Below are 18,552 nucleotides of genomic sequence, written 5' to 3'. Positions count from 1 at the left end.
GGCTTCGGCGAAATCTCTCCGACGAGACTTTCCCAAGGGCGCGGGCGCGCTATGATCGGGGTTCTGCCACTGATGGAGGGTTTCATGACCGGCCGCCTCGACGAAAACGAAAGACAAAGCCTTCTGCCCGCCCTTGGCGAAACCGGATGGGGCGGCGTGCCCGACCGCGACGGTATCCGCAAGATCCTGAAGTTCCGCAGTTTTTCCGAGGCTTGGGGCTTCATGTCCCGCATCGCTCTGGTAGCCGAAAAGATGGGCCATCACCCGGAATGGAGCAATGTCTACAATGTCGTCGACATCACCCTGACCACCCATCACTGCGACGGGCTGAGCATGCAGGACATCGAACTTGCCCGCGCCATCGACAAGCTGGCTGGCGCGGCGACGGTGCAGAAGGATCATTCCGAACCCGTCGAATGCCTGTGCAAACTGCACGCGCGCTGATCGCCATGCCTGCCTTGCCGAAAGGGAAAACACGATGCTGACGCTTTATACCAACCAGCGCTCGCGCGGGCGGATCGCACAATGGATGGTCGAGGAGACCGGGGCTGAATGCGAGATGATCGAGCTGGATTACGGCGCACCGATGCGCACACCCGATTTCCTTGCGCTCAACCCCATGGGCAAGGTGCCCGTCCTGACCGAGGGCGACACCGTGGTGACCGAGGTCGCCGCGATCTGCGCCTGGCTGGCAGAGCGTTTTCCCGAGGCCGGCCTTGCCCCCCGCCCCCACGAGCGGGCCGAATATTACCGCTGGATGTTCTTCGCCGCCGGCCCCCTCGAAGCCGCCGTCACCGCGCGCGCTCTTGGAATTGAACCCCCGCCGGAGCGGCGCCAGATGGTCGGCTACGGCGATTTCGATAGCGTGATCGGCGCGCTGGAACAAAAGCTGGGCCGGGATGATTTCATCGCGGGCGGTCGGTTCACCGCGGCCGATGTCTATGTCGGTTCACATATCGCCTGGGGCCTGCAATTCGGCTCCTTGCCGACGCGCCCCGCCTTCGAGGCTTACCGCGACAGGCTTGCGGCGCGCCCGGCCTTCGGGCGCGCCATCGGCTGAGCTAGATCGCGGCCAGAAGCGCCTCTCCGCCCGAGACCTCGCAGACGCCGGGGGATTCTTCGCGGTGCAGAACCTTCACCACGCCATCCTCGACCAGCATCGCATAGCGCGCCGAGCGGTCAAAAAGCCCCACGGCAGGGGCGGTGAAATCCATGCCGATCGCCTTGGTGAATTCGCCACCGGCATCGCCCAGCATGGTGATGCCCGCTGCGGTCGCGCCGGTCGCCTCGCCCCAGGCCTTCATCACGAAGGGGTCGTTGACGGAGACGCAGATCACCTCATCCACACCTTTTTCGGCAAATTGCGCACGGGTGCGCATGAAGCTGGGCACATGCGCGGTGGAACATGTGCCGGTATAGGCGCCGGGCAGGCCGAAGATCACCACCTTGCGGCCATCAAGCCGGGACGAAAGGGCAACGGATTCCGGCCCGTTCCCGCCCATGGTCAAAAGTGTCGCTTCGGGCAACCTGGCCCCAGTTGAAATCGTCATCGCAGTCTCCCTGTCGCGTTGCGCTTCGATGCGGGCAGGATATAGGGTTCGGCACGGAAACGACCAGAGGGAAGCGGCATATGAGCGGGATTGTCATCATCGGCGGCGGCCAGGCGGCGGCATCCATGGCCGCCAAGCTGCGCGGGCTTGGATTTGCGGGGAAGCTGACGATCCTTGGCGAAGAGCCCGTGCCCCCCTATCAGCGCCCGCCGCTGTCCAAGGCCTATCTTCTGGGCGAAATGCCGCTGGAACGCCTGACGCTGCGCGCCGACGACTTCTGGGCCGCCCAGGGGATCGAGCTGCGCACCGGCACGCGGGTGACCGAAATCGACCGGGCGGCAAGGCGGGTCCGGCTCGGCTCGGGCGAGAGCGTGGAATATGCGCGGCTTGCCCTGACCACCGGCGCCACGCCGCGCCGCCTGCCCGAAGCGATCGGCGGCGCGCTGCCCGGCGTGCATGTGGTGCGCACCCTTGCCGATGTGGATGCGATGGCCCCCGCGCTGGTTCCGGGCGCGCGCCTTGTCGTGGTGGGCGGCGGCTATATCGGGCTTGAGGCGGCGGCCGTCGCACGCAAGCTGGGGCTGTCGGTCACGCTGATCGAGGCCGCGCCGCGCATCCTTGGCCGCGTGGCCTGCGCCGGGACGGCCGACGCGATCCGCGCCCTGCATGAGGGCCACGGCGTGACGATCCTTGAAGGCACGGGGCTTGCGCGGCTGACCGGAACCACCCATGTCACCGGCGCCGACCTGGCCGATGGCCGCCATGTTCCGGCCGATGTGGTGATCGTCGGGATCGGCATAGCCCCGGCCACCGCGCTTGCCGAGGCCGCGGGCCTTGCCATCGACAACGGGATCGCGGTGAACGCCATGGGGCAAAGCTCTGACCCGGCGATCTGGGCGGCGGGGGATTGCGCCTCATTCCCCGGCCCCGAGGGCCGCATCCGGCTGGAAAGCGTGGGCAACGCCATCGACATGGCCGAGCTGGTCGCGGCCAACATGCTGGGCGCGGGGCAGGACTATCACCCCCGGCCGTGGTTCTGGTCGGACCAGTTCGATACCAAGTTGCAGATCGCGGGGCTGAACAGCGGCTATTCCCGCGTCATCACCCGGCAGGACGACGGGCTGTCCTTCTGGTATTACCGCGACGAGAGGCTGATCGCGGTGGATGCGCTGAACGACGCGCGCGCCTACATGATCGGCAAGCGCCTGATCGAGGCCGGAAAATCGCCCGCGCCCGAGGGGATCGGCGATCCGCAAAGCGACCTGAAGGCCCTGTTGAAATGAGGATCATCGGAGGCGAGCGGCGCGGCCTGAAACTGGCCGAGCTGGGCGAGGGCGATGCCGCCGCCCATCTGCGCCCCACCACCGACCGCGTGCGCGAATCCATCTTCAACCTTCTGATCAACGGCACGCATGGCAATCCGGTGCCCGGCGCGCGCGTGCTGGACCTGTTCGCCGGAACCGGCGCGCTTGGCCTTGAGGCCCTGTCGCGCGGCGCGGCACGGGTGGCCTTTGTCGATGACGGCGCGGCGGCGCGCGCGCTTTTGCGCCAGAACATCGAGAAGATGCGCGCCATGGGGGTCAGCGATGTCTGGCGCCGCGATGCCACGCGGATGGGGCCCAATCGCGGCCCCGGCTACGGGCTGATCTTCCTTGACCCGCCCTATGGCAAGGCCCTGGGCGAGGCCGCGCTTGCCTCATGCCTCGAAGGGGGGTGGATCGCGCCCGGCGCAACCGTGGTATGGGAGGAAAGCGCCCCCCCCGCGCCGCCCGCACCGCTGCAACAGATCGACCAGCGCAGATATGGCGACACGGTCGTGACCCTGCTCAGGATGCCGCAATGAACCGGCCCGCCGCTGTTCTGTTCGATTGCGACGGGGTTCTGGTCGACAGCGAGCCCGCAACCTTCGCCCTTCTGGGCGAAGAGCTTGCCGCGCATGGCCTGCCGCTTGATCCGCACGAGATGGAGGCCCTGTTCATCGGCGGCACGATCGAGGGCGTCGCGCAGACCGCCCGCGGCATGGGTGCAAGCCTGCCCGAAGATTGGGTCGAGACCTATTACACCCGGCTTTATGCCCGCCTTGCGGGCAATGCGCCGCTGATCGACGGCATTCCCGAATTGCTGGATGCGCTGGATGCGGCGGGGATCGGCTATGCCGTCGGCTCGAACGGGCGCCAGGCCAAGATGCAGGCCACGCTTGGCCAGCACCCGGGCATCCTCGCCCGGCTGAGGGGGCGGCTTTTCTCGGGGCAGGAGCTTGGCTGTCCGAAGCCCGATCCCGGCCTTTACCTCTATGCCGCGCACGCGCTTGGTGCCGATCCGGCGCATTGCGTGGTGATCGAAGACAGCCCCACCGGCGCGCGGGCCGCGCGCGCGGCGGGGATGCGCTGCCTGGGCTATGCCCCGCAGGGCGCCCATCCCCGACTTGCCGCCGAAGGGGCCGAGCTTTTCGCCTCGATGCGCGCGGTGCCCGGACTTCTGGGCCTGTGACAGCGCGGGCGCTCAGGCAAGGTTCGGATCCTCGGCGCGGGCCTGCATCGTCACCACGCCGTCATCGTCGCGGCGGACCCGCAGGTCCAGCCCGCCCCCGGCCTGCCGCGCCTCGATCGTGACCGGCAGGTTGCAGATCAGCGGCACCAGCCCGCGATAGCTGAAGCGCGCGGGCAAATGCCCCAGAACGGTCGCCGCAAGGTTCTGCATCCAGACCGATTGCAGCGGGCCATGCACGACCAGCCCGTCATACCCCTCGACCCCGGTGGCATAGGGGTGGTCGTAATGGATGCGGTGGCCGTTGAAGGTCAGCGCCGAATAGCGAAACAGCAGCGTCGGCGTCGGGGTGATGGACCAGCGGCGCAGCGCGTCCCAGTCCTCGGCCGGGGCGGGGGCGGGCTGCCCGGCGGGGGCTGGCGCGCGGTAGACGATATCCTGCCGCTCGCTCAGGCGCGGGGCGCCCGCGACACTGTATTCATGCGCGACGGTCACAAAGCCAAGCTGCCCGCTGCGCCCGGTCTTGAAGGTCACTTCTGCAATCGTGCTTTGGCGCGTGACGATATCACCGGGCTGGAACGGCGCATGAAACTCCAGCGCCCCGCCGGCCCACATGCGCAGGGGCAAGGGCAGGGCGGGAAGAAAGATCCCGGTGCGCGGATGGCCGTCGCGGCCGAAATCCTGCGGCTCGACCACATCGGGCGCAAGGCACCAGTGAAACCCCGGCAGCACCGCCCCCGGCCCGCGGGTGCCCGCAAGCGTGGCGTGATATTCGCGCAGCATGCGCGCGGTGATCGGCTCTGTCCGGCTGGTCTGCCGGCCGATCCATTCGTCGAACGCGCCCATTCCTTCCCCTTCCGCATGCCGCCCTGCCCCGGCGGGCATAGCACAGCGCCAGGCCTGCCGGAACCGGACGAAGATTCGCACCGGATTCGGCCCCATGCGCCGCAGGTTTCCGGGCCACACCAAAATCGCGTGAAGAATTATTCGCAAATATGCGCCATATTCGGGATATTATTGCGCAATACATTAATATTGCCGGATCAATCTCGAAGAACTTGCCCGATGACGGGCCTATGATTGCGCAGAGAAATCCTTCGTCAGGGAGATGCGCGACATGAAGGTGGTGGTTCTGGGATCGGGCGTGATCGGGGTGACATCGGCCTGGTATCTTGCAAAGGCCGGGCATGAGGTGACGGTGATCGACCGTCAGCCCGCCGCGGCGCTTGAGACCTCTTACGCCAATGCGGGCGAGATCAGCCCCGGCTATTCCTCGCCCTGGGCCGCGCCGGGCATTCCCGCCAAGGCGATCAAGTGGATGTTCATGGAGCATGCGCCGCTGATCGTCCAGCCCCGGCCGGATCTGGCCAAGCTGCGCTGGATGGCGCAGATGCTGGGGAACTGCACCGCCCGCGCCTATGCGCGCAACAAGACGCGCATGGTGCGCCTGGCCGAATATTCGCGCGACTGCCTGACCGATCTGCGCACGGAAACCGGCCTGCGCTTCGACGAGCGCCAGCAGGGCACGCTGCAACTTTTCCGCACCCAGAAACAGCTTGATGCGGCGGCGAAGGATATCGAGGTGCTGCGCGCCGGCGGCGTGCCCTTCGAGGTGCTCGATGTCGCGGGCTGCCTTGCGACCGAGCCGGGCCTGCGCGATGCGCGGCACAAGATCGTGGGCGGGCTGCGCTTGCCGCGGGACGAAACCGGCGATTGCTTCAAGTTCACGCAGGGCCTTGCCGAAAAGGCCGCGGCACTTGGCGTCCGGTTCCACTATGGCGTTTCGATCGACCGGCTGAACCGTGACGGGGACCGGATCGCCTCGGTCGACACCTCTATGGGCAAGATCGCGGGCGATGCCTTCGTCGTGGCGCTTGGCAGCTATTCCCCCGCGCTGGTGGCGCCGCTGGGGATGAAGCTGCCGGTCTATCCGATCAAGGGCTATTCGATCACCGTTCCGATCGTGGATGCCGGCCGCGCGCCCGTCTCGACCGTCATGGACGAGACCCACAAGATCGCCATCACCCGCCTGGGCGACCGCATCCGCGTGGGCGGCATGGCCGAGATCGCGGGCTTCGATCACAGCCTGAAGGACAAGCGCCGCAGGACGCTGACCCATTCGGTCGAGGATCTGTTCGGCGGTGCAGGCGATCAGGGTCGGGCCGAGTTCTGGTCGGGCCTGCGTCCGATGACGCCGGACGGAACGCCCGTCATCGGGGCGACGCCTGTGGCCAACCTGTTCCTCAATACCGGGCACGGCACGCTTGGCTGGACGATGGCGGCTGGCTCGGGCCGGGTTCTGGCCGATATCGTAAGCGGCACCGCCACCGATATCGAAAGCGCGGATCTGGGCTATGCGCGCTATCTGCGCAACGCCCCCGCCCTGCGCCGCGCACCCGCCATGCGGCCCGCGATCGGCTGACACCGGATCGGGACGGGGCGGCCTTCAGCGGCCGCCCTGAACACGGGCCGGAACGGGAAAGACCACGTCATAGGCCCAGTTGAAGCCGAAGGCATAGACCAGGTAGAAAAGCGCGAAGGACAGGTCCATCACGAAGGCCTGCCAAAGCGTCACGCCAAGATACCACGCGATGAACGGCAAGAGGCCCGCCAGCAGGCCCGCCTCGAACAAAAGCGCATGCAGCACGCGCAGCCCAACCGACTTGCGCACATGCCCGGCAAGGCGCAGCATCGCGTGATCGAAGGCCAGATTGTAGATGTAATTCCAAACCGTGGCGAGCGTGGCCCCGACGATAGCGACGGTGCCGATATCGTGCATCGGCATGTCGAACAGCGCAGCCCCCGCCGGGGTGACAAGAACAAGGCCGATGATCTCGAAGCTGATGGCGTGACGGATGCGGTCTGCGGTGCTGCGCATGGATGTCCCCTGCAATCATCGGGCCGTCCCGGCGTGCTGTCCCGAACAGGGGGAGGTCGTCCTCGCTTCGCCACGCATGATAGCGCCCGGCGGCGGGGCGGTCAAAGCTCTGTGTCAGGTGGCGGCGGGGGTGTTTCCTGCGGGCCACGCCTTGGCGTATCGTCATGGCTTGGAACGGTCTGCCGCTCGATCATGCGGTGCACGCGGGGCGGGTGCCGGCCCTTGTGCAGCGCGGCCAGCCGGTCCGCAACGCCGGCATCGGCACGGGTCCGGCGTTCGTGGTGGCGGATATACTCGACCCAGGTCGGAACGTGATAGGTCTCGGTCCAGATGTCGGGGTCTTCCAGATCGCGCAGCAAGGCCCATTGCCGCGCCCCGTCCCGAATGCGGATGCGGCGGCGCTGGTTCATCAGCTCCAGGAATTCGGGCACGTCCCGTTGCGCGATGTCGTAATCGACAAGGATCATGATCGGGCCGCTGCGCTGACTCAGGTCAAGCCGCAGCGGCGGCTCGCTGAACCTGTTGAGCGGGTCGAGGTTCAGATGCCCGAAATCCGGCAGCGGCGCGCGCGTTCCGGCAAGCGCGCCGATCACCAGAAGCGCCGCGGCGCCAAGAAGCGCGCGATCCGGCCCGAACCCCTCGGAAAGCGCGCCCCATAGCCAGCTTCCCGCCGCCATGCCGCCGAAGACACCCGTCTGATACAGGGCCAGCACACGGCCGACGACCCAGCGCGGCGTCGAAAGCTGCATCGTCACGTTGAACAGCGACAGGGCGACCACCCAGCAGATCCCCGCCAGAAGCAACGCCGCGCCCGAGATCACCGCATTGCCCACAAGGGCCAGCGTCGCCGTGCTGAGCGCAAAGCCCATAAACGCCATGCGGGTGATGATCTCGTTGCGGAATCGCGCGCGCAGCCGTGCATTCAAGAGCGCGCCCAACACCGCGCCCAGCCCGAAGCACCCCAGCATCACGCCATAGACGAAGGCCTCTCCGTCAAGATGGTCGCGCACCACGATCGGCAAGAGCGCCTGAATGGCAACCGCGGCAAGGCCGAACAGAAAGCCCCGCAGGATCACCCGCAGCAGGTTTGGCGACAGCGCGACATAGCGCAGGCCCGCGGCAAAGGCGCCGCCGAAAGCCTCGCGCGGCAGGCGCCGTGCGGGCAGCGCCGGGCGCCAGGCCAGAAGGGCCGCGATGATCGCCACATAGCTGACCGCGTTGACCGCGAAGGCCGCCGCCGCCCCCGCCACCGCAACGATGGCGCCGCCCGCGGCGGGCCCGACGCTGCGCATCATGTTGAAGCCCATGCTGTTCAGCGACACCGCCCCCGGCAGATCGTCGCGCGGCACGATATCGCCCATCGAGGCCTGCCAGGACGGGTTGTGCAGCGCCGTGCCGCAGCCGATCAGGAAGGTGAAGCCCAGCAGCAGCCAGGGCGTCAGCATCCCCTCATAGGCCATGAAGGCCAGCGCGACCGACACGACCAGCATGAAACCCTGCGCCACCAGCATCACCCGGCGCCGGTCGAAGTTATCTGCAAAGACCCCTGCGGCAAGCGAGAAGATCATGATCGGCAGCGTGACCGAAGATTGCACCAGCGCCACCATGCTTTGCGACGAGGACAGCGATGTCATCATCCATGCCGCGCCCACCGCCTGCACCAGCCCGCCGAAATTAGACGCAAGCGCCGCAACCCAAAGCATGCGGAAAGTCCGGTTGTGAAACAGCGCAAGCGTGGATGTGGTCTGCGGCACCGCGGCCCCCTCTCTTCCCGGCCTTCCGATCCTAACCGCGTGGCCAGACGCCTGTCGCGGTATTTTCGCCCCGGCCTAGGGGCGTGCTAATGTGCATCGACCGTCCGGCTTGCAGGCGGAGTCTTCATCAAAAGTGCCGTCACGCCAAGCCCCGCGAAAAGGATGCATATCAGCAGGAAGACGTCGATGAATGCCATCACCGTCGCCTGCCCCTGGACCCGCATGGCCATTTGCGCAAGCGCGCCGGTCTTGGCGTCAAGGCCGTGCGCGGCCAGATTGGCCGCCATCGCATCCAGCTGACGCAGCGCCTCGTCATTGGCCCAGGTCAGCTTTTCGGCCAGCCTCGCATAGTGCAGATCACCCCGGTTCGACAAAAGCGTGTTGATGACCGCAAGCCCGACCGCGCCGCCCAGGTTGCGCATCAAGTTGTAAAGGCCCGAGGCCCCCTTGATCTTGTCCGGCGTCATGGTCCCCAGCGCAAGGTTGTTGATCGGAACCATGCACAGCATCAACGACATGCCGCGGATGATCTGTGGCCAGACCAGCTCGTGGAAATCCCATTCGGCGGTCATGCCGGTCAGCATCCATGTCGACAGTGCAAATCCGGCAAAGCCGATCAGCAGCATCATGCGCAAGTCGATCCTGGAGGCCAGCATCCCGGCCACCGGCGCGGTGCAGAACATCGCAAACCCCGAGACGAACACCGTCTCCCCGATCATCAGGCTGTCATAGCCCCGGATCGACGAAAGATAGAGCGGGTAAAGATAGGTCAGCCCATAAAGCCCGATCCCCATCACGAAACTGAACACCGAGCCGACCGCGAAATTGGTATTGGCAAAGGCCGAGAAATCCACGATCGGCTCATCCCGCGTGAAGGCGCGCCAGAAGGTGGCAATCGCGCCCGCCAGCATCACCGCTGTCATGATCGCCACAAGATGATCGTCGAACCAATCGTTCGACGGTCCCTCTTCCAGCACGAATTCAAGCCCGCCCAGAAAGGACGCAAGCGCAAGCAGCCCCCACCAGTCGAAACGGTCGAACAGCCGCCAGTTCGGACGATCGAAATCGATCAGCAGCAAGGCCGCGACCGTGACCGCGATACCGGGGCCGACATTGACGAGAAACAACCAATGCCAGGACATCGCATGGCTCAGGTAGCCGCCGATGGTCGGGCCCACCGTCGGGGCCAGCGTGGCGATCAACCCGATGATCGGCGAAACGACATTACGCTTCGAGGGCGGAAAGATCGTGTAGGCAGCGGCAAAGACCGAAGGGATCATGCCCCCGCCCAGAAAGCCCTGAAGCCCACGCCACAAGATCATCTCGTTGATGCTGCCGGACAGCGCGCACATAAGGCTCGTCAGGGTAAAACCCGCCGCCGACAGCGTGAACAGGATCCGCGTGGACATCATCCGCGCCAGGAATCCCGACAGCGGGATCATCACCACCTCGGCGATCAGATAGCTGGTCTGCACCCAGCTGATCTCGTCCCGGCTGGCGCCGAGACCCGCCTGAATGTCGGGCAACGATGCCGAGACGATCTGGATATCCAGAATCGCCATGAACATGCCGAAGACCATGACCATGAAGGCCGCAACACGCCGCGACGTCAGTTGAGGCGCGGCAGGTGGGGCAGGGCTTGCCACGGCAGGCTACCCCGCAGGCCGCGCCGCAGCGCGGGTGTCGACCTCGACCACGGCCGACAGCCCCGCGCGCAGCGCGCCGGTGGCGATCGCGTCGGCGGGAATCTCGATCCGGACGGGCACGCGCTGCACGATCTTGGTGAAGTTGCCCGTGGCATTGTCGGGCGGCAGTAGCGAAAAGACCGAGCCGGTCGCCGGCGCGAGCGAGGCGACACGACCTTCGAAGGCTGTATCGGGCAGCGCATCGAAGCTCATGTGAACAGGGGCTCCAGAGACAATGCCGGCTATCTGGGTTTCCTTGAAGTTCGCCTCGATATAAAGCCCGTCTCTGGGAACCAGCGCCGCCAGACGGGCGCCGGGCACCACAAGATCGCCAAGCTCCAGCGTCACATTGGTCAGCGTGCCATCCACCGGCGCGCGTAGCACCGTCAGGTCAAGGTTCCGGTGGGCCTGTGCCTGGGCAAGTTTCAGCTCTTCGCGCGTGCCTTCGGCCTCGGCGCGTTCTGCCTTCAGCACTTCCACCTGTGCCTGGGCACTGGCAAGCGCGGCATCGGCATTGGCCAGTGTCGCGCGCGCGGTATCAAGCTTTTCGGTCGCATCGTCGAGCGTGGATTGCGCGGCAATCTCGCCTGCGACCAGCCGGGCGGACCGCTCGGCATTCGTGCGGGCAAGCTGCAACTGGGCCTGCGCCATATCCTGCATCGCGCGCGCCTGCGCAACGGCTGCGCGCGCGGCTTCGGACTGCGCGTCGATGCGCGCCAGTCTTTCGCCCGCCGTCGTCACCCGGCTTTCAGCGGTTTGCAGCGCGATACGGTAATCGCCGTCATCCAACCGCACCAGCACGTCACCCGCCTTGACCGACGCATTTTCGGCCACGGCAATTTCGGCGACATAGCCCTGAACGCGGCTGCTGATCAGCGTGATATTCGCGGCAACATAGGCATCGTCTGTTTTTTCCATGAACCGGCCCGTTGTCCACCACTGGGCGCCCGACCAGCCGCCCAGGCCAAGCGCCAGCAGCCCCGCAAGACCCAGCCCCGCCAGCTTCAGGCGCCTCAGCTTCGGCACATAGTGCTTTATGGCTGCGGGTCGATCCGGGCTGTCGGCTGCCCGCGCGGTTACGTCTGACCGAAGGCGTTCGTGGCGTGACATGGCGTTGATTCCGGTTGTCGCTGTTGATCGAACCAATCGGTTCGATCCGGGGTAGATAACGCGCCCGGATACGTAATTCAAGACTTTATCGAACCGAGCGGTTCGATTAGTGTCACACTATGAATACCGCCGAATCCGAAACTGCGGCCGTCTCTGCGCCCCGCCGACATCCTGCCGGGGCCGATCCGGCAATGCGCGCGCGCATTCTTGACGGCGCCTCGAAGGTCTTTCTGGAAACCGGCTTCGATGCGGCAAGCATGAATGACATCTGCCGTACCGCAGCCGTGTCGAAAAGCACGCTCTATGTTTATTTCACCGACAAGGAAGCGCTGTTCGAAGCCCTCGTCGAACAAGAGCGCGAAAGGCTTTTCAAGGATTCCGACCACTGGCTTGAGGATGACGCGCCCCTCGAACAGAAGCTTGTCCGCTATGCCTCCTATCTGGCCGGGATCCTGTGCTCGGATGCAGTGATCCGCACTCAGCGTACCATCGTCGCGCTGTCGGAACGCAAGCCCGAACTGAGTGTGCGCTTTTACGAAGGCGGTGCCGGACGCGCGCAACGACCGCTTCTGCGACTGCTGGAACGCGAGGTTGCCGAAGGCACGCTGGCCATTCCGGATATTGCGCTTGCTGCGTCCCAGCTAATCGAGCTGTCGACCGCCGGCCTGTGGCGTCAGCGCCTGTTCGGCAAGCTTCCCGCCCCCCCCGATCCAGCCCTGCTTGCCGCCAATGTCCGTAGCGCGGTCGACATGTTCCTGGCGGCCTATCGCCGGGGCTGACCGGAATCTACATCAGGTGCAGTGCGTCCTCGGCCTCGATTTCGCGCAACTGGGCCAGCATCCGTACGGGGGCGTTCGGCGCCCCCATCCCGACATAGCCGCGCCGCTCCACGATCTCGAAGAAAAAGCCGTTGAGGCTGCGCGTGTAGATCTGGAAATACTCGCCTTCTGAATCGCGGTCGTAGAGGATGCCAAGCGCGCGCATCCGGTCCACTAGATCGGCACCGATATCGAAGCGCAGCACGAGGTCTTCGTAGTAATTCGCGGGCACCTGCAACAGATCGCCGGGCGACATCCTTTCGGCAAAGGCGAAGATGTCGTCGGTCAGGAAGGCCACATGATGCCAGGGTGCGAAGCCCGATTTGCCAAGGAACCGCTGCGTCGTCGTGCCCGCTCCGAAACTCGCGTTGAGCGAGAAGCGCACCGCACCGCTGTCGTTCTCCATGGTGCGCGAATGCACCGTGCCATGGGGGTCCAGAACGTCACGGATTTCGGCCGAGCGCATGTCGAAGATCGCGCGATAGAATAGGAGGCCCGAAAGGAACAGATTGGGTTGCAGTGCCTGTGCGCAGTGGTCGATCCGCAGCAGGCCACGGCCAGCCACCTGCCCGGTGGGAACGAAGGCAGAGAAACCCGGCGCGGTTTCTATCCCGCCCGAGGCCAGGTAGAAGACCGATCCCCCCGGCCCGCGCAGCACCGGCAGGCCATAGGGCGGTTCCGACCTGTCGGCGACCCGCTCGCCGTGGAACAGACCGATGCGGCGGTCAAGGATGTCGAGATCATCGACGACAAGCCCCAGCCCCGAGACCGAAAGCCCCTGCAACAGATAGATCGAATGGGCCAATCCCTGATCGGCGTCGTTCACCACGATGCAGGCATCACCCTGCCGCCACAGCGCCGCAGCCCCGGCCTTGTGGGTGCAGACAAATCCCATTGCCTGCAAAAGCCCGACCAGCTCGGCCGCGTCCTCGCCCTGTGCGGTGAATTCCACAAACGCCGTTGCCACCAGGTCCGAGCGCGGTGAAAGCACGTTCTGCCGCGCATCGTCCAGAAAGTGAAACGCACGCATCCCGTCGCTTGCGATCTGGCCGGGGGGCAGCGCACGGATCTGGTCGTTAAAGATCTCGATCGACATCGGACCATCATAGCCAAGCGTGCGAAGCCGGGCGTAAAGCGCCGCGACAGGCAGTGTTCCCTGCCCCGGAAACAGCCGGAAGGATTGCGTCAGCAATGCCCGGTCGATCCGCGTCGTCGGGGCATCGGCCAGATGCACAAGCGCGATGCGTTCCGGCGCGATCCCGGCAAGAACCTCGGCCCCCGCATCCATCGCGAAAAGATGCACGGCTCCGATCACAAGGCCCAGGTTGTCGGCATCCACGCGGCGCACGACCTCCCATGCCGCGCCGACCGTGTTGACATGGGCCGAAATCGCAAGCGCCTCATATCCCAGCCTCAGACCCCGTGCACGGGCAAGCCCGGCCAGTTCGGCCAGATCCGCCGCGGCACAGGCGGGATCGTCCAGCGTGTCGGGGCGGGTATTGGCGCATACGATCAGCATCGGCGCGCCGATCCGCACGGCCAGATCCAGAAACCGCTCGGCCCGCCGGAAAGCGGCGGCACGCGCCTCTCCGCTCAGCGCTTCGAAATCGCGCAGGCTTTGCAGCGACAGGATGCCGATCCCGGCGCGTTGCGCGAAGGCCGGGATGTCCTCGGGCGGGCCGTCGAAGCCTATGATATCCTCGCGGAAGATCTCGATCGCATCGAAACCGGCGGCGGCGGCGGCCTCGATCTTGTCCTCAAGCTGACCCGAGAAGGAGATCGACGAAATCGCGCGCACCATATGTGTATCCCCTGCGGCCGGCCGCCGCTTGATTTCCGGTTTCACGAGATCCGGGGCGCGGGTTCTCCCGCTCCGGATCGAGACTATCGCGCGGTGCGGAGCCGCGCAAACCTGATTTCCCGGTCGCGCGATCTGCGCCCCGGCTCATCCCGCATCAAAGCCTGCACCGATAACCACAAGCCCGAACGAAATGGTGGCGAAAGACAGGACGGTGGCCACGATCAGCGCCGTCGCGGTCATCCCCTCGCGCCCGAAACGCTGGCCAAAAAGCGCATAGATCGACAACATCGGGGCCGCCGCCGTCAGCACCCCGGCAAGGCGCAACTGATCGGGCACCGTGCCCACCAACGCGAAGGCCGCAAACACCGCCAGCGGATGACCGATCAGCTTGCCGGGCACCACCCGCAACACCCCCGGTCCGAACGTGCGCAGCGACAGCTCGGCTACCGTCCCCCCGATCGTCAGAAGCGCGACGGGCGCAGCCACGGGGGCCATCATGCCCAGCACCGCGCGCACCGGGTCCGGCATCGCAAGACCCGAGATCGACCATCCAAGCCCGATCAGCGCCGCGATCAACAGCGGGCTTTTGATCAAGCCCCGTGCGACTTTGCGGATCGCGCCGGTTCCCGCGCCCTGGCCGGCCTCGCACAGGCTGACGGCGAGCGGGATCATCAGGAGGTTTTCGACAAGTACGGCCAAGGCAAAGGCCTGAAGCGCGACCTGCGGTCCAACCACGAGCGTCGCCAGCGGCAACCCGAAATAGGCCGAGTTCGAGCAGGCCATGCCCATCGCCTCGATCGCGGCATCCCCGAACGAACGGCCCGCCATGCGCGCGGTTGCAAAACCCAGCCCGTAAATCGTCAGCGATCCGCCTGCATAGGCAAGGATGAAATCCCACCGAAGCACCTGCGAGATCGGGCTGGACGCGATCGCAAGGAACATCATCGCGGGCATGAACAGCTTCAGCACGATACCGCCAAGGCCGCGAATCTCGGACGCCGCGACATAGTTTGACCGCACCGCCGCATAGCCGAGGCCGATCATCAGATAGATCGGAAGGATCAGAAGAAAGACCGAGATCATTCGGACACGCTCTGCCCTTTCCGGCCACACGCGCGGGGCCTGGCATAGGCGTCTGCGAAGCAGTTTTCCCGCAAGGCCATCGGCACGCCTACAGCGTAACGGCGGTGCCGGTTCGGGCCGCACGGCTGACCGCGTCGATCAGTTCCAGCGTTAGAAGCCCCTCGCGCCCGGACACCAGCGGCGCCTCTCCATCGGCGATGACGCGGGCGAACTGCTCGGCCTGCCGGACCAGCGGATCGCCCGAGATCCGCGGCGCGATCCTTGCCTGGATCGGCTCCCACCAGGAACGCGTGCCCGGATTCGACCAGATCCGCCCCGAGGGCAGGTCGATCGCGCCATGCGTGCCGCCGATCTGGTAGCAGGCCTCTCCGGTCATCGGATAGGCGGGGTTTTCGCCCGTCGTCAGCTCCCATGACCAGGGCGCCACGATGGTGTCCGACACATTCGCCGTGCCAAGCGCTCCGTTTCGGAATGCAAAAGCGATCACGCAGGTTTCCTCGACCGCATTGCCGCGCTGCGCGTTCGAGCTGATCGCCTGCACCGAGGTGACATCGCCGACCAGGTGTCGCATCAGATCAAGGTCGTGAATGAGGTTGAGGAATACCGGTCCCGCCCCCGGCGCCCGCCGCCACGCCACATCGAAATAGTCATCCGGCTTCATCAACCAGAACATCGCATGCGCCGAAACCGGGGTGCCGATCTCGCCTGCCGCGATCGCGGCCTTGGCGGCGGCGATCAGCGGGTTGTGGCGGCGATGGTGCCCGGTCAGCACCGGAACGCCCGCGGCGCCTGCCCGGTCGATCAGACGGCGCGCTGCGGCAAGATCCACATCGAGCGGCTTTTCCACAAGCACCGGCACGCCCGCCTCGACGCAGCTCAGCGCGCCCGCCACATGGATCTGGTTCGGCGTGGCCAGGAACACGCCGTCGCAGACGCGCGCCTCAAGGCAGGCCTCGAGCGTGGCAAAATGCGGCACGCCAAGGCCCTGGGCATAATCGGCCGCGCCCGGCGCCGGATCGACGATGGCTGAAACCGCCGCCCCTTGCGCGATTCCGATTGCCTCGACATGGCGCCGCCCGATCAGGCCCGCACCGGCAACGGCAAATCTCACGTCGGTCATTTCGCGGGGCCGCAAAGCGAACAGATACGGCGCGTGGCCAGCTCATACCCTTCGACGCCAAGCCCGGCCAGAACGCCATCGGCCCGCAGCGAGACATAGGAGTGATGGCGGAACGCCTCGCGCTTGTGCACATTCGAGATGTGGCACTCGATCACCGGACCCTCGAAGGTGTTAAGCGCATCGAAGATCGCCACCGAGGTATGGGTAAACGCGCCGGGGTTGATGACAATGCCGCAGGCAGCCTGGCGGGCCTCGTGGATCGTGTCGATCACCACGCCTTCGTGGTTGGACTGGAACAGCTTCACCTCAAAGCCCCTTTCGGCGGCGACCGCGGCGCAGTTGCGCTCGATATCGGCAAGGGTGTCGTATCCGTAGATCTCCGGCTGGCGCTGACCCAGCAGGTTCAGGTTGGGGCCGTTGAGTATGTAGATCGTCTTGCTGGTCGTCATTGCATCCTCCGTCGTCTTCATGATTCCCCGAAGGGCGGGGCGAAAACCGCGCCTTTGCGACAAAGGCCCCGTCTGATCGCGGGAATCGTTGCCACGTTGCACTGTTTACGCCAATCAAAAACTGATCGAAACAGAATAATTGATTATTTCAATAATTACTTCTTATGAATGAATTGGATCATTAAATTTATAGATGTAAGATATTTTCTGGACAGATGTCCGCGAATCCGTCAGTTTGTCGCCATCCTCGGAGGAGGAATCGACCACCGGATTGAGGGAGGAGCCCCATGACCACGTCCATCACCCGCCGCAGCCTGCTAGCGGCGACCGCTGCCGTCGCGACACTTGCGCTTGGCACACAAGCCGCTTTCGCACAGGACAAGATCAAGCTGCGCATGGCAACCGTTGCGACCGAAAGCGACTCGCGCACCATCGCACTTGCCGAAACCTTCGGCCCCGCGGTTTCCGAATTCGCCGAGTATGAGCCGCATTACAACGGCACGCTGTTCAAGCAGGCTACCGAGCTTGAGGCCATCGCGCGCGGCAACCTTGAAATGGCGATCACCTCTGCGCAGGAACTGGCCACCTTCTTTCCGGAATTCTCGATCCTGACGGCGGGGTATGTGCACCAGTCGGCCGAACATCAGGTCAAGGTCTTCAACGATCCGGTGATGGACCCGCTGAAGCAGAAGGCCGAGGACGAGCTGAACGTGAAGCTGCTGGCCGTGATGTATCTGGGCAAACGCCAGCTGAACCTGCGCGGCGACCAGGAAGTGAAGACCCCGGCCGACCTGGCGGGCGTCAAGCTGCGGATGCCGGGCACGGATGCATGGCAATTCCTTGGGGCGGCCCTTGGCGCAAGCCCCGTACCGATGGCCTTCGGCGAGGTTTATACCGGCCTCCAGACCGGTGCGATCGACGGGCAGGACAACCCGCTGCCGACCGTCGTCGATTCCAAGTTCTACGAGGTGACAAAGCAGATCGTGCTGACCTCGCACCTGGTTGACCTGAACTATGTCGCCTTCTCGAAATCGGTCTTCGATTCGCTGACCCCCGAGCAGCAGGCCACCGTGGTGCAGGCCGCCGAAGAGGCCGCCGAAATCGCCCGTCAGGTGCAGCTCAAGAAGGAAGAAGAGCTGGTCAGCTTCCTGACCGATCAGGGCCTGAAGATCTACGAACCCGATGTGGCCGCCTTCCGCGACCATGTGCAGGCAGAGTATCTGGCCTCGGATTACGCCAAGGACTGGCCCGAGGGCATGCTGGAGCGCATCAACGAGCTTGGGAACTGAGCCCATGCGCCGTATCGCGCGGCTGCTGGGCGCGGGTGCGGATGCGATGGCGGCGGCTATGCTTGCCGCCATCTTCATCGTGTTCCTGCTTCAGATCGGGGCCCGCTACATCGCCCCCGCCTTCGGCGTGCAGATGACCCTTGGCTGGACGATCGAGGTGAACCTGACACTCTGGCTCTGGCTGGTTCTGTTTTCCTGCGCCTTCGTCCTGCAAGAGCGCGATCATGTGAAGTTCGACCTGCTTTACAGCCATGTCGGACCGGGCGCGAAACGGGTCTTCGCGGTGCTTTCGGCCTTGGCAATCGTCGCGGCCCTTGTGGTCGCCATGCCCGACAGCTGGGATTATGTCAGCTTCTACAAGATCAAGAAATCCGCGACGCTGAGGATCCCGCTCAGCTATGTCTTCTCGATCTATATGGTCTTCGCCGTCGTCATCGTGGCACGCTACGCCTGGCGCGTGATCGACGTGTTGCGTGGGCGCGATCTGTCTCGGGACGAACGCGACATTCTGGCGGATTAGACCCCTAT

At 65.2% G+C, this 18,552-nt stretch carries 19 protein-coding genes; 9 read left to right on the top strand and 10 right to left on the bottom strand.

The window, feature by feature from the left end:
• Positions 1–84 precede the first annotated feature (84 nt).
• Both AC4PTO_RS17295 and AC4PTO_RS17290 read left to right on the top strand, forming a co-directional pair.
• Entirely contained in the window at positions 85–444 is a 360-nt protein-coding gene (locus AC4PTO_RS17295; protein ID WP_492730631.1) for a 4a-hydroxytetrahydrobiopterin dehydratase, read from the top strand.
• Positions 445–478: 34 nt separating this feature from the next.
• On the top strand, positions 479–1,060 hold the full coding sequence (locus AC4PTO_RS17290; protein WP_492730629.1) for a glutathione S-transferase family protein: 582 nt from the start codon (positions 479–481) through the stop codon (positions 1,058–1,060).
• A 1-nt stretch (position 1,061) separates the two neighbouring features.
• Here the strand turns inward: AC4PTO_RS17290 and AC4PTO_RS17285 are convergent, their stop codons facing one another.
• Entirely contained in the window at positions 1,062–1,550 is a 489-nt protein-coding gene (locus AC4PTO_RS17285) for a peroxiredoxin (protein ID WP_492730627.1), read from the bottom strand.
• An 80-nt stretch (positions 1,551–1,630) separates the two neighbouring features.
• Here AC4PTO_RS17285 and AC4PTO_RS17280 point away from each other — a divergent pair, with 80 nt between their 5' ends.
• Genes AC4PTO_RS17280 through AC4PTO_RS17270 form a run of 3 tightly spaced genes read left to right on the top strand, consistent with a single transcriptional unit; the run spans position 1,631 to position 4,040 of the window.
• A complete protein-coding gene (locus AC4PTO_RS17280) occupies positions 1,631–2,833 on the top strand; it encodes an NAD(P)/FAD-dependent oxidoreductase (RefSeq protein WP_492730625.1) in 1,203 nt (400 codons plus the stop codon).
• Entirely contained in the window at positions 2,830–3,393 is a 564-nt protein-coding gene (gene rsmD / locus AC4PTO_RS17275) for a 16S rRNA (guanine(966)-N(2))-methyltransferase RsmD (protein WP_492730623.1), read from the top strand. Before AC4PTO_RS17280 ends, rsmD begins: the two co-directional genes overlap by 4 nt.
• Positions 3,390–4,040, top strand: a complete 651-nt coding sequence (locus tag AC4PTO_RS17270) for an HAD family hydrolase (RefSeq protein ID WP_492730621.1) — start codon at positions 3,390–3,392, stop codon at positions 4,038–4,040. Before rsmD ends, AC4PTO_RS17270 begins: the two co-directional genes overlap by 4 nt.
• A 12-nt stretch (positions 4,041–4,052) precedes the next feature.
• Here AC4PTO_RS17270 and AC4PTO_RS17265 read toward each other — a convergent pair whose 3' ends face one another.
• Positions 4,053–4,883 carry an HTD2 family dehydratase gene (locus AC4PTO_RS17265; protein ID WP_492730619.1) on the bottom strand — a complete coding sequence of 277 codons (831 nt, stop codon included), beginning with the start codon at positions 4,881–4,883 and terminating at the stop codon, positions 4,053–4,055.
• A 271-nt stretch (positions 4,884–5,154) separates the two neighbouring features.
• On the opposite strand from AC4PTO_RS17265, the gene AC4PTO_RS17260 reads away from it, so the two are divergent.
• Positions 5,155–6,459, top strand: coding sequence for a D-amino acid dehydrogenase (locus AC4PTO_RS17260; RefSeq protein ID WP_492733681.1), 1,305 nt, complete (start codon positions 5,155–5,157; stop codon positions 6,457–6,459).
• Positions 6,460–6,483: 24 nt separating this feature from the next.
• On the opposite strand, the gene AC4PTO_RS17255 is transcribed toward AC4PTO_RS17260, so the two are convergent.
• The 4 genes from AC4PTO_RS17255 to AC4PTO_RS17240 all read right to left on the bottom strand — a co-directional run bounded on the left by AC4PTO_RS17255 (position 6,484) and on the right by AC4PTO_RS17240 (position 11,380).
• Positions 6,484–6,915: a PACE efflux transporter gene (locus AC4PTO_RS17255; RefSeq protein WP_492730617.1), complete on the bottom strand. Its 432-nt coding sequence runs from the start codon at positions 6,913–6,915 to the stop codon at positions 6,484–6,486.
• Between the two features lie 101 nt (positions 6,916–7,016).
• The gene (locus AC4PTO_RS17250) at positions 7,017–8,618 is read right to left on the bottom strand and encodes an MFS transporter (protein ID WP_492733679.1); all 1,602 of its coding nucleotides are present in this window, start codon (positions 8,616–8,618) and stop codon (positions 7,017–7,019) included.
• 137 nt (positions 8,619–8,755) lie between these two features.
• Positions 8,756–10,255 carry a DHA2 family efflux MFS transporter permease subunit gene (locus AC4PTO_RS17245; RefSeq protein ID WP_492730615.1) on the bottom strand — a complete coding sequence of 500 codons (1,500 nt, stop codon included), beginning with the start codon at positions 10,253–10,255 and terminating at the stop codon, positions 8,756–8,758.
• A 66-nt stretch (positions 10,256–10,321) separates the two neighbouring features.
• Positions 10,322–11,380 (bottom strand): HlyD family secretion protein, encoded by a 1,059-nt coding sequence (locus AC4PTO_RS17240; protein WP_492730613.1) that lies wholly within the window; start codon positions 11,378–11,380, stop codon positions 10,322–10,324.
• Between the two features lie 275 nt (positions 11,381–11,655).
• Here AC4PTO_RS17240 and AC4PTO_RS17235 point away from each other — a divergent pair, with 275 nt between their 5' ends.
• The gene (locus AC4PTO_RS17235; RefSeq protein ID WP_492730611.1) at positions 11,656–12,243 is read left to right on the top strand and encodes a TetR/AcrR family transcriptional regulator; all 588 of its coding nucleotides are present in this window, start codon (positions 11,656–11,658) and stop codon (positions 12,241–12,243) included.
• Between the two features lie 7 nt (positions 12,244–12,250).
• Here the strand turns inward: AC4PTO_RS17235 and AC4PTO_RS17230 are convergent, their stop codons facing one another.
• From AC4PTO_RS17230 to aroQ, 4 genes are all read right to left on the bottom strand, one after another.
• Positions 12,251–14,083 (bottom strand): bifunctional sugar phosphate isomerase/epimerase/4-hydroxyphenylpyruvate dioxygenase family protein, encoded by a 1,833-nt coding sequence (locus AC4PTO_RS17230; RefSeq protein WP_492730609.1) that lies wholly within the window; start codon positions 14,081–14,083, stop codon positions 12,251–12,253.
• Between the two features lie 144 nt (positions 14,084–14,227).
• Complete coding sequence (locus tag AC4PTO_RS17225) at positions 14,228–15,166, bottom strand: AEC family transporter (RefSeq protein WP_492730606.1); 939 nt, start codon at positions 15,164–15,166, stop codon at positions 14,228–14,230.
• A gap of 88 nt (positions 15,167–15,254) precedes the next feature.
• Positions 15,255–16,286: a Gfo/Idh/MocA family protein gene (locus AC4PTO_RS17220; protein ID WP_492730604.1), complete on the bottom strand. Its 1,032-nt coding sequence runs from the start codon at positions 16,284–16,286 to the stop codon at positions 15,255–15,257.
• Positions 16,283–16,735 (bottom strand): type II 3-dehydroquinate dehydratase, encoded by a 453-nt coding sequence (gene aroQ, locus AC4PTO_RS17215; RefSeq protein WP_492730602.1) that lies wholly within the window; start codon positions 16,733–16,735, stop codon positions 16,283–16,285. Before aroQ ends, AC4PTO_RS17220 begins: the two co-directional genes overlap by 4 nt.
• A 287-nt stretch (positions 16,736–17,022) precedes the next feature.
• On the opposite strand from aroQ, the gene dctP reads away from it, so the two are divergent.
• Both dctP and AC4PTO_RS17205 read left to right on the top strand, forming a co-directional pair.
• Positions 17,023–18,024 (top strand): TRAP transporter substrate-binding protein DctP, encoded by a 1,002-nt coding sequence (gene dctP, locus AC4PTO_RS17210; protein WP_492730601.1) that lies wholly within the window; start codon positions 17,023–17,025, stop codon positions 18,022–18,024.
• 4 nt (positions 18,025–18,028) lie between these two features.
• The gene (locus AC4PTO_RS17205; protein WP_492730599.1) at positions 18,029–18,544 is read left to right on the top strand and encodes a TRAP transporter small permease; all 516 of its coding nucleotides are present in this window, start codon (positions 18,029–18,031) and stop codon (positions 18,542–18,544) included.
• The last annotated feature ends 8 nt before the right edge of the window (positions 18,545–18,552 follow it).

This window comes from Rhodobacter maritimus (assembly GCF_058747975.1).
Note: the sequence above shows the minus strand (reverse complement) of the source record. Positions and strands in the feature narration are given on the sequence as shown.